Annotated in this window: 2 protein-coding genes; both read left to right on the top strand. The window is 49.4% G+C overall.

Features of this window, described 5'->3' with window-relative positions; all coding sequences use genetic code 11:
* On the top strand, positions 1-1,843 hold a 1,843-nt coding region (locus G9G54_RS22850; protein WP_238808343.1), incomplete at its 5' end, for a condensation domain-containing protein.
* Between the two features lie 166 nt (positions 1,844-2,009).
* Positions 2,010-13,223, top strand: coding sequence for a non-ribosomal peptide synthetase (locus G9G54_RS22845; RefSeq protein ID WP_165179740.1), 11,214 nt, complete (start codon positions 2,010-2,012; stop codon positions 13,221-13,223).
* Positions 13,224-13,269 lie beyond the last annotated feature (46 nt).

Genomic DNA, 13,269 nt, shown 5'->3' with positions numbered 1-13,269 from the left:
CATTCAGAAAGCCGTGGTCACAGCATGGGAAAACGAAGACGGACACAAGGACCTGTGTGCCTACATCATAGCTTCAGCGTCCCTGAGTTTGCCGGAGCTGCGGAATGCGCTGCAGCCGAAGCTGCCGGATTACATGATCCCGACGTATGTGGTACAACTGGATCGTTTCCCGCTGACACCGAATGGGAAAATCGATCGCAAGGCATTGCCGGCACCGGAAGCACGTCTCGAAGGAGGCCAGGAGTACGTTGCACCGCGGACGCCGCTGGAAGCCAAGCTAGCCCAAATCTGGCAGGATGTCTTGAAACTGTCCAGCGTAGGAGTCACCGACTCATTCTTTGACGTGGGTGGGCACTCCCTGCGGGCAACGACGCTAGTGGCCAAAATCCATCAGGAGCTGGACAGCCGGATTACGCTGCGTGAGGTGTTCCAACACTTTACGATTGAGCAGCAAGCTCAGCTCATAGCTACGCACGGCACAGACACCTATACGGTGATCCCTGCGGCGGCGCAACAGGCGTACTACCCGGTTTCCTCGGCTCAAAAACGACTGTACATTTTGAGCCATCTGGAAGGTGGGGATCTCAGCTACAATATGCCGGGTGTATTAACCGTGGAGGGACCGCTTCAGGCCGATCGGCTGGAGGATGCGTTCCGTCAGTTAATAGCTCGCCATGAAACGCTGCGGACTTCCTTTGAAATGGTGGAAGGCGAGGTCGTTCAGCGGGTTTACGATCAAGTGGAGTTTGCAGTAGAGCACCTGCAGGCCAGGGAATCCGAAGCCGAAGCTTATATCGAGTCCTTTGTACGCAGCTTTGATCTTCGCCAGGCACCCCTGCTGCGTGTCCGTCTCATTCAAACCGGACCAGAGCGCCACCTCCTGATGTACGACATGCACCATATTATTTCAGACGGTGTATCGTCTAACAATATCGTGCAGGAGCTGGTACAACTGTACGAAGGGCAGGAATTGGAGCCGTTGCAAATTCAGTACAAGGACTACGCCGTGTGGCAGCAACAGGAGATGCAGCGTGAGTCATACCAACGCCGGGAACACTTCTGGCTGGAGCATTTAGCCGGAGAATTGCCGGTACTGGATTTGCCAATTGCTTATCCTAGACCTGCTGTTCGCAGCTTCGAGGGTGCGATGTATGAATTTACAGTGGACGCAAATGTATCCGAGCAACTGCACCGAATTGCGGCACAGACCGGAAGCACGCTGTACATGGTGCTGTTGAGCGCCTACACCGTTCTGCTGTCCAAATACAGCGGTCAGGACGATTTGATCATCGGTACGCCGGTAGCAGGCCGCTTGTTGCCTGAACTGGAGCCACTAATCGGAATGTTCGTCAACACGCTAGCCATCCGGCATCAGCCGAGGGGCAACCAAGCGTTCCACAGCTACTTGCAGGAAGCCAGAGATCGTACGCTGCAAGCCTTCGAGCATCAGGATTATCCACTGGAAGAATTGGTGGAAAAGCTGGATGTAGCACGGGATGCAAGCCGTAACCCGTTGTTTGACACCATGTTTGTACTGGAAAATACAGAGTCGCCGGAAGCGAAGCTGGAGACGCTGTCCTTCAGTCCGTATGCTCAGGAGCATCGTATTTCCAAATTCGATTTGACCTTGTCCATGAGTGATGAAGAAGGGGAAATCAAGGGTTCGTTTGAATATTGCACGAAGCTATTTGGGGCCGACGCTATTGAGAGATTAACCAGAGATTTGATAGCGATCCTGTCCCAGATTGGAATCCATCCAGATTTGCTGTTAAGCGATATTCAGGTGAACTCGTACGAGCAACCGGAAGGCTTCTCGCCGGATTCCATCGACTTTGTTTTCTAAATCCGTTTTCTAAAATGCAATGATTTCACTTTGCGTGTGCAGAGGGCGGCGGCTTGTCCGACTGCCCTTGCCTGCAAAGTATTATTTTTCCGATACAACACTCATGTACGTAATAACGCACCATTCCAACCGGGGTAACAGGCCCCATGAAGCAGGAGGGATGTCATTGAAAGCCTTATTTGAGAAGGAAAAAAATTACTGGAGTCATAAACTGGAATCCGAGGATCATATCATCTGCCTACCATACACCAACCAGGTGTCCAAAAGTACAACTGTAACGAGTTTAAATTCCCATACGTATACGCTCACATTTCCAACTGAAATTTCCCAAAGAATATCATCTATAACAGGTGGTGCTCCATGGGCCGTGTTTATGGTCCTGCTTGCTGGAGTAGAGAGCTTATTGCATAAATACACAGGTGAGGAATGTGTGCTGCTGGGCATTCCGGTAGCCAAGTCTAGCAACGGTGCTACAAAGCCAATCAACCATCTGCTTTTATTGAAAAATGCGCTGGATTCCAGCACAACCTTCAAAGCCTTGCTGTCTCAAATCAAAACCTCTGTCGGCGAAGCTATTGAACATCAAAACATTCCTTTTTGGAACTATTCTGAATTACTTGACATTCAACGTAATGAGGATGGGAAGCCTCTTATTCACACCACAGTATCCTTGCAAAATATTCATATTTCTGATTTTTTGAATCACATACAATCTGAACTAGATTTCCAGTTTCAATGGGAAAATGAAGCGGTCTCCCTGAACGTAAAGTATAGTAGCGACCGTTATAGCGAAACGACGATTGAGCACTTTGTTGAGCAGCTGCTGCGGCTGTACACTATTGTTTTGCAGCAGCCAGAGTTGGCGATTTCCACAGCACAAGTACTGTCAGAGCAAGAAGTAGAGCAACTGGTCCATACCTTCAACGATACAACGGTGGATTATCCACATCATGCGTCTATTCATGAATTGTTCGAGAAACAGGCGAAGCAGGCACCACAGCAGGTGGCGGTAGTGTGTGGGCAAGATAGCCTAACCTATGCAGAATTGAATGAAAAGGCCAACCGACTGGCTCATTCTTTACGTAAGCAGGGAATACACACTGAGCAGACGGTCGGCATTGTAGCTGAACGCTCGATTGAGATGATTGTCGGTATGCTCGGAATTCTCAAAGCAGGTGGAGCGTATGTACCTATTGATTCTGATTACCCGGATGAGCGTGTACGCTATTTGCTGAAGGATTCCGGTGCGGACATACTGCTCGTGCAGCGAATGGAACATCGGCCCACTGATTTTAAGGGAATGGTGCTTGACCTTAGCGATGCTGCAATTTATGGACTGGATGATGCTGATCGTTACGATCCCAGTTTGCCGAATGATCACGGGACGAATACTGATCCGGGATACGTGGACTGCTTAGATCCGTTCTACTCCATTTCTACCAGTCTCGAACTTGCTTCTACGACAACCATGCAACCAGAAAACATGCAACCAAAAGCTACGCAATCAGAACAAGCAAAACAAATACAGCAGGCTTATGCAGCTGAAGAACAACCGAAAGCGAGCGCAGCTGGTCGCTTGGCCTATATTATGTACACCTCAGGGACTACAGGCCAGCCCAAAGGGGTTATGGTGGAGCACCGTAATGTCGTGCGTTTGGTGAAAAATACAAATTATGCACGCTTGAATGCCGACACGCGCATTTTGCAGACCGGGTCTGTTGTCTTTGACGCGTCCACCTTCGAAATTTGGGGTGCGCTATTGAACGGTGGACAGCTGGTGCTGGTGAGTCAGGATGTTATTTTGGACGCGCCCAAGCTCAAGGAAGTTGTCCGCAATCACGGCATTACCACGATGTGGCTGACCGCACCACTCTTTAATCAGCTATCCCAGCAGGACTTGGAACTATTTGAGGGGATGCGGGAGCTATTAGTTGGTGGTGATGTGCTGTCCGTACCGCATATTAACCGGGTATTGGAGGCCCATCCGAATCTACATATCATTAACGGCTACGGTCCGACGGAAAATACGACCTTTTCCACCACACATGCCATTACCGGCGTTCAATCGGCATCTGTGCCCATTGGTAGCCCGATCCATAACTCGACGGCATATGTCGTGGACGGTTCGATGCAGCTCCAGCCTGTTGGAGCGTGGGGAGAACTGATCGTCGGCGGTGACGGGGTGGCTCGCGGATACCGCAACCGCCCAGAACTGACGACCGAAAAGTTCATTGACAGTCCGTTCCGTGGCGGCGAACGCTGCTATCGAACAGGGGACCTGGTGCGTTGGAATGCGGACGGGACGCTGGAATATAAGGGACGAATCGACGCGCAGGTGAAAATTCGAGGCTACCGGATTGAGCTGGGCGAGGTGGAAGCACAGCTGTTGAAGCTGGAGGCAGTCCGAGAAGCTGTTGTAATTGCACATGAAGATGAGCAGGGGCAAAAGCTGCTCTGCGCATATGTGGTCACCCATGCGGAAGTAGCGACAAGTGAGCTGCGTAGTGCTTTGAGCCAGGAGCTACCGGGCTACATGGTACCGTCGTATTTTGTGCGCCTGGAGCAATTGCCACTGACGCCCAATGGCAAGGTGGATCGCCGAGCGTTGCCACAACCAGAGGGAGGTGTAAGCTCAGGCGCAGAATATGTACCTCCTCAAAATCAATTACAAGCACAACTGGCTAGCATCTGGAAAGATGTGCTGGAGCTTGAGCGCATTGGGATTAAGGATAACTTTTTTGAGGCAGGAGGACATTCCCTGCGGGCGACACATGTCATATCACTCATCTATAAGAAATTGCATAAAAATGTGCAGCTAAAGGATCTGTTCCAGCATCCGACAATTGAACAGCTGGCGCAGGTTATTGAAGCACTGGAGCAAACCACCTATGAATCCATCCCTGTTACGGAGAATAAGCCATTTTATGCGGTTTCTTCAGCTCAGAAACGGATGTATATCCTCAATCAGCTTGATGGAGCGGGAATTAGCTATAACATACCTGGTGCCCTGACTCTGACCGGTTCACTTGATCACAAGGCACTGGATAACGCGTTCCGTCAGCTTATTGACCGCCATGAAACATTGCGCACAAGTTTTGAGACCATGAACGGTGAACCTGTCCAGCGAGTACATGACGAGGTTCCTTTTTGCATGGAATTGACCTATGCTCACGGAGCTGCCCCAAAGGAAACGGATGAGCTGGTACGTAACTTTGTCCAACCATTCGATCTGGGGCAGGCCCCGTTATTCCGAGTTGGTTTGATTGAAACAGACCCAGAGCATCATATTTTGCTCATGGATATGCATCATATCATTTCGGACGGCACCTCTATAAATGTACTAATTCAGGACTTCATTCATTTATACGCAGGCGACACGCTGCCATCGCTACGCATTCAATATAAAGACTACGCCGCTTGGCAACAGAAGCAGCAGCAAAGTGAACGCTACCGGGAACAGGAAAACTACTGGCTCAATACCTTCGCAGGAGAGCTACCTGTGCTTGATCTACCGACTGATTATCCACGCCCAGCGGTGAGAAGCTTTGAAGGAGATGTGCTGGAATTTACGCTTGACCAACGACAAAGCGAAGGCTTAAAAAGCATTGCGGTGCAGACGGAATCGACATTATATATGGTTCTGTTGGCTGCCTATTCGGCTTTGCTTAGCCACTATAGCGGGCAAGAGGATATTATTGTCGGTTCGCCAATTGCAGGGCGGCCCCATGCGGATCTTGGCAGTCTGATCGGGATGTTCGTGAATACACTGGCAATCCGTAATTATCCAGAAGGCGGGAAAACGTTCCGTGATTATGTGTTGGAGGTCAAGGAAAACGCGTTAAAGGCTTTTGAACATCAGGATTATCCGTTTGAAGAGCTGGTGGAGAAGCTGGACGTAGATCGAGATTTAAGCCGTAATCCGTTATTTGATACCATGTTTGCACTACAAAACATAGAGCAAAAAGAGCAGCAGCTGGCGGGGTTGCAATTGGCATCTTATCCAAGTGAACAAACGACGGCCAAATTTGATTTGAGTCTGTTCGCAGTGGAGGATGGAGAACAAATTTCCTGTGCTCTTCAATACGGAACTCGGCTGTACAAACGGGAAACCATTGAACGACTGACTGAACATTTGCAGCAGCTTATCAATGCGGTTATAAATCAGCCGGATATCGCTCTTTCGGCTATAGAAATGGTTTCGGCCCAAGAAAAAGAGCTGCTTGTGCAGAGATTCAATGATACGGTAGCAGACTATCCGTATCCACGAGATCAAGCACTGCATGTGCTGTTCGAGGAACAGGTAGCGCAATCACCAGATCGGCTGGCCATCACCTTTGCGGACATGCAGCTTACCTACCGCGAGCTGAATGAACGTGCCGACCGTCTGGCACGCATACTCGCTTCCCATGGGATACAGCGCGGGTCCGAGCCAGAGACACAGCGAGTAGGGATTATGGCTGAACGCTCCATTGAAATGGTCGTCGGTATGCTGGCGATTTTGAAGGTCGGAGGGGCTTACGTTCCCATTGATCCTGATTATCCTGAAGAGCGTATCCGTTATTTACTGGAGGATTCCAGTGCGGGGCTGTTACTGTTACAGCGACGTGAGCAGATTCCTTTTGAACCCGGCATTCCGGTCATCGATTTGAGTGATGAACAGCGATGCAATAGCAAATCTGAATGTGATGCTCAGACGGATGGAACCATTGCGATTACAACAGGGGGATCTTCCTCCGATCTTGCGTATGTGATCTACACCTCTGGTACGACAGGCAAGCCGAAGGGCGTGATGATTGAGCACCGTAATGTCGTGCGGCTAGTGAAAAACAAAAGCTATGCCATGCTTGATGAAAATACACGTATGCTGCAATTGGGCGCAGTTGTGTTCGATGCCTCCACATTTGAAATCTGGGGAACGCTGCTGAACGGGGGACAACTGTATGTGGTAAGCCATGACACTATTCTGGATGCCTCCAAGCTCAAGCAGGCGATTGACAAGTATCGTGTTAACACGATGTTCATGACCACGGCTTTATTCAATCAGTATTCGCAGCAAGAAATCGGAGTGTTTGCGTCCTTGAAGGAGTTGCTCGTGGGTGGTGATGTGTTGTCTGTACCACACGTCAATCGTGTGTTGAAGGAGTACCCGCAGCTTCGCCTGGCCAATATTTATGGGCCGACGGAGAACACCACCTTTTCCACCATCTATGACATTACAGAACCGCAAACCCAGGCTATTCCCATTGGACGTCCAATTGATCACTCGACCGCTTATGTGGTCAATCGTTCGTTGAAGCTGCAACCTATCGGAGCCTGGGGAGAGTTGATCGTCGGTGGCGACGGTGTTGGGCGAGGATATCTGAATCGGCCCGAGCTTACGGCGGAAAAATTTATTGAAAGTCCATTCCGGTCTGGAGAATATTGCTATCGTACAGGAGACTTAGTGCGTTGGCGTGCTGATGGTGTACTGGAGTACAAGGGAAGAATGGATGAACAGGTCAAAATTCGCGGCTACCGCATTGAACTGGGTGAAATTGAAACCCGATTGTCCACAATTCCAGGTGTGAAGGAATCGGTTGTTACCGTGCGGCAGGATGATCACGGACAAAAACAGCTGTGTGCCTATTTTGCAACAGACAGTGAATTGAGCGCCAGCGACTTACGTAACATTTTGTCGCAGGATCTGCCTGGCTATATGGTGCCGTCCTACTTTGTGCAGCTCTCCAGACTGCCTTTGACGCTGAATGGCAAAGTAGACCGTAGGGCACTGCCCGCACCTGAGCACAATTTCGATACAGGTATGGATTATGTGGCACCCGAGACGGATGTCCAACAGGCACTGGCTACGGCTTGGGGAGCCATTCTTGGTATCCCGAAAGTCGGAATACAGGATAACTTTTTCCATTTGGGTGGTGACTCCATCAAGGCCATCCAAGTATCGTCCCGCTTGTTTCAGGCTGGATACAAGCTGGAAATGAAGGATTTGTTCAAATACCCGACAATTGCGGGACTAAGCACATATATTCAGCCTGTTAACCGAATAGCCGAGCAGGGCGAGGTTACAGGAAATGTAGTGCTTACACCGATTCAGCGCTGGTTTTTTGAACAGCCAACGGAAGAACCACACTATTTTAACCAATCTGTCATGCTCTATCGTCAGGAAGGCTATGACGAACAGGCACTACGGCGGGCGCTCCATCAGATTACTTCGCACCATGATGCATTGCGTATGGTTTTTAGTTTGTCGGAGAACGGATGTACAGCATGGAACCGCAGTGTAGAGGAAGGCGAACCGTACCATCTGGAGTGCTTTGACTATAATGACAGCGATGTAAACAAGCAAGATTTGGCGAAGATAATTGAAGCGAAATGTAATGAAATTCAATCTGGTATTTCCCTAAGCGAAGGTCCGCTGATGAGACTGGGGCTGTTCCGTTGCCCGGATGGAGATCATCTGCTGGTCGTGATTCATCATTTGGCGGTGGACGGAGTATCCTGGCGCATTTTATTCGAGGATTTGGCGACTGCCTATGATCAAGCCTCCAAGGGTGAACAGGTGATTCAGCTGCCTCATAAAACAGATTCGTTCCAAACATGGGCCGAGCAGCTGCACGCTTATGCCAACAGTCCAGCTATGGAACGTGAGCGAGCGTATTGGGGGAAACTTGCACAAGCGGATCCGGCTACTTTGCCGCAGGATTACGGGCATAACGAGCACGAAAAGCCATTGATTGGCGATAGTGAGTCGGTTACTGCTTTGTGGACACATGCAGAGACAGAGCAACTGCTCAAGCAGGCCAATCGTGCCTACCGTACAGAAATTAATGACCTGTTGTTGACGGCGGTAGGAATGGCATTGCAAGCATGGAGTGGAAATGATCGTTTCCTGATAAATCTAGAGGGACATGGACGTGAAGCCATTTTACCAGAGGTGGACATTACTCGAACGATAGGGTGGTTTACAAGCCAATATCCTGTTTTGCTCGATATGCCGGAAGAACTGGCACTTTCGCAACGGATTAAGCGTGTGAAGGAAGGACTGCGCGGCATTCCGCAAAAAGGGATTGGCTACGGTGTACTGAAATATTTAGCCGACCGTCAGACACAGGCACCGGAGGCATCTCCAGCCATATTTACGACAGATCCCGAAATCAGCTTTAACTATTTGGGACAGTTCGATCAGGATATGAAAGGGAACGACTTGCAATCATCCTCATATGAGGGTGGGATGCCGTTGAGCCCGACCATGGCTCGAACGTATACGCTGGATTTTGGCGGCATTATTTCGGGGGGCCAACTGGGTCTGACGATTAGCTATAGTCGTACCAGCTATAGACCGGAGACCATCGAGCGATTGGCGAAATTCCTGGAATCGAGCCTGCGTGAAATTTTGGCGCATTGCATCCATAAAGAACACCCGGAGCTTACCCCAAGTGATATTTCTTATAAAGGAATGAGTGTGGAGGGCTTGGACAGCCTGTTATCTGAAATGGGTGCTGCGGGTGAGATCGACAATGTATATGCACTGACCCCCATGCAGAAAGGGATGCTGTTTCACAGTCAGCTAGATAGTCAAGCAGCTGCGAATGACGCGTATTTTGAGCAGGTTTCTTATGATATGCGAGGTCAGATGGACATTCGGGCTTTTGCAGAAAGCCTGAATATTCTGGTTCGGCGACATGAGGCGTTGCGTACACATTTTTATTTTGGCAGAGATACGGAACCGTTGCAGGTGGTGTATCGAAATCGGGATTGCGGCTTTCAATATGAAGATTTACACCATCTGGATGAGGATGAAATAGATACCTGGGTGAAAAATTTCAAGCTACAAGATAAAGCACGAGGCTTTGATCTGCGTCGGGATGTCCTGCTGCGTGTAGCGATTTTACGTACCCGAGAAGACAGCTATCATTTTGTATGGAGCTTCCATCATATCGTCATGGACGGCTGGTGCCTGTCCCTTATAAATAAAGAAGTGTTTGAAAGCTATGCAGCACTTCAGGAGGGCAGAGTACCAGAGCTGGCACCGGCAGTGCCGTACAGCCGCTTTATTGAATGGCTGGAAGCACAGGATGCCAAGGCGGCAACCGACTACTGGAGCAGCTATTTATCCGGATATGAGCAGCAAACAGCATTACCAGCTGTAAAATCCGGTCGCAAGAGTGGAGGCAACACGGCAAGTGATTGGGTGACGGTTTTGGAACGTGAGTTGACCCTCCGGGTGGAGGAGACGGCTAAGCGATATCAGGTGACCATGAATACGTTATTACAAACCGTCTGGGGGATTGTGCTGCAAAAATATAACAACCACAGTGATGTCGTATTTGGTAGTGTCGTCTCAGGCCGTCCATCGGATATTATCGGGGTAGAGGATATTATCGGCTTGTTCATTAATACCATTCCCGTTCGCATTCTTAGTGAGGCAGGGGAATCTTTTGCAGAAGTTATGAAGAAAACACAGGAGCAGGCGCTGGCTTCTCATGCGTATGATACGTATCCACTGTTTGAGATTCAGGCATTGACCGACCAGAAACAGGATTTAGTTAACCATATTATGGTGTTTGAAAATTATCCGGTAGATGAGCAGGTCGAAGAACTGGGAAGTGACGGGCAGGATACATTCCCGATTTCCAACGTGGTGGCTGCAGAGCAGACTAACTATGATCTGAGCTTAGTCGTTATGCCGGGAGAATGCATCAAGATTCGTTTTATGTATAATGCGTTAAGTTATGATCAAACAGGCATTGAGCGTCTGCATGGGCATTTTGTGAATCTGTTGGAGCAAGTTTTGCTTAACCCGAATGTTTGCGTAGAAGAGCTGGAACTCGTTACAGCGGCGGAAAAACAACAAATTACAGGAGAGTTTAATGACACTGCCTCTGCATATCCAAGCAATCACACGATCCAAAAACTGTTTGAGGAGCAGGCAGAGCGCACGCCGGATCATATTGCTGTAGCTTTGGGTCATCAATCATTGACCTATCGGGAACTCAATGAGACAGCCAACCGTTTAGCGCATACGCTACGTGATGCAGGGGTGAAATCCGATGAACCTGTTGGCATTTTGACGGAGCGCTCACTGGACATGATTACGGGAACACTCGCTATTTTGAAGGCTGGAGGCGCGTATGTGCCGGTAGACCCTCAATATCCGGAGGACCGTATCCGTTATATGCTGGAGGACTCGGGAGCTAGGCTGCTGCTGGCTCAGCGGGATTTACTGGATCGTTGCTATTTTGACGGACAGATTGTCAATCTGAGTGAGGATACGTCCTACAGTGCAGATGCTTCCAATCTGGGTATAGATGGAGCGGGTAATCATGCTGCTTATGTCATTTATACCTCAGGTTCAACAGGTAAGCCTAAGGGTGTCGTTGTTGAGCATCAAAGTGTCGTGCGACTTGTCCGCAATACGGATTATGTGCCATTTGATGAATCGACCCGAATGCTGCAGACTTGCGCGTTTGTATTTGATGTATCTACGTTTGAAATTTGGGGCGCGTTGCTGAACGGCGGTCAGCTTGTTCTTGTGCATAAGGATGATCTATTGGATGCGGTCAAACTTAAAGAGACGATACGGGATCATCGCGTCACCATGATGTGGCTGACCACACCGTTATTTAATCAGCTTTCACAGCAGGATAGTAAACTTTTCGGCGATGTGAAGTATTTGCTGGTTGGTGGTGATGTTTTGTCTGCACCCCATATTAACCGGGTCCTGCGTGATAATCCGGACATGAACATCATTAACGGCTATGGACCAACGGAAAATACAACTTTTTCGACGACGTATCACATTACGGAAGAACAGCTGGATTCTGTACCGATCGGACGCCCTATCCGCAATTCGACGGCGTATGTTGTGGATTCGTCATTTAACCTGCAACCGGTCGGAGCTTGGGGTGAGCTGGTTGTCGGCGGAGACGGAGTTGCACGTGGTTATCTAAATCGTCCTGAGCTGACGGCTGAGAGATTTCTTGCTAACCCGTGGGTGGACGGAGATCGCCTGTACTGTACGGGAGACCTTGTTCGCTGGCGTGAAGACGGCATACTGGAATACGCTGGACGGATTGATCAACAGGTTAAAATTCGCGGTTACCGGATTGAGCTGGGTGAGGTGGAGGCGAGGCTGGCAAGTGTACCGTCCGTGCGGGATAGCGTGGTTATTGCTTTGCGGGATGGAGCAGGTCAGCAGCAATTATGTGCTTACTTTACTGCCGATGAACAGCTGACCATCCGTGAGATTCGAGCTGCGATGTCGGCCAGTCTGCCGAGCTATATGATTCCATCCGCATTTGTACAGCTGGATCGGTTTCCGCTGACGACAAACGGCAAAATCGACCGCAAAGCTTTACCTGTGCCGGACAAAGGGCTGCACACGGGTATAGAATATGTCGCACCGCGAACCGATGTGGAGCAGTTGCTGGCATCCATTTGGCAGGAAGTGCTTGAAATTCCACAAGTGGGTATCCATGATGACTTTTTCACGTTGGGTGGACATTCCTTGAAAGTACTGGAGCTTATACGCAAAGTTCACCTTGCCACAGACATTGAGCTTCCCATCCGTAGTGTAATGGACTTCCCGACTATAGAAGAGCAGGCGCTCACATTATTGAAAGCCGATCTGGAATACAAGGCCGATAGTCCAATCATTCGGTTGAATGAACACGGTCCGATCTCCATCTTCTGCTTTCCTCCTATGCTTGGATACGGGCTGTCGTTCGCGGAGCTGGCGAAACAACTGGATCAGGACGCAGTCGTGTATGGATTGGAGTTCGTGGATGATGCTGCGGATGAGCAGGCCATGCTGGCACGTTACGTTGATTTGATCGTCAGCACGCAAGCGCAAGGTCCGTATGTGCTGCTTGGTTATTCCATAGGTGGTAATCTGGCGCATAAGGTTGCTGACACACTGGAACGTCAAGGCCATACTGTATCCGACATTTTTATGCTCGATTCGGTCAAAAGGGCGCAAGCCCTGCCCTTCACAGCTGAAGAAACAGAGCATGAAATTCATGACATGCTGGAACAGGTTCCCGACTCCTACCGTGAGCTGTTGAATGAAACGTACCAACGTAAAATGATCGCTTACGCGGTGTATGGCAACCAGCTTGTGAATACAGAGAGCGTTCAGGCGAATATTCACGGCTTTGTCGCCGTTGGATCGGAAACGGTGAGGGGTACAGGAGATAATCGACTTTTATGGAAAGACGCTACACAAGGTAGCTATGAAGAGCATAGCTTGATTGGTAATCATTATGAACTACTGGAACCCGGATTTATCGAGGAAAATGTAAAAAGTATCCGTTCCACCATACAAAAGATAACTCGGAACACGGACAAAGACATGACACAAGATTTGGCACATCATAAATCTTGAAAATCTATGGTCGATGATGTAACGAACTGAATCACTAATTTTTAAT

This window comes from Paenibacillus sp. EKM212P (assembly GCF_011066115.1).
Taxonomy (GTDB): domain Bacteria; phylum Bacillota; class Bacilli; order Paenibacillales; family Paenibacillaceae; genus Paenibacillus; species Paenibacillus polymyxa_B.
Note: the sequence above shows the minus strand (reverse complement) of the source record. Positions and strands in the feature narration are given on the sequence as shown.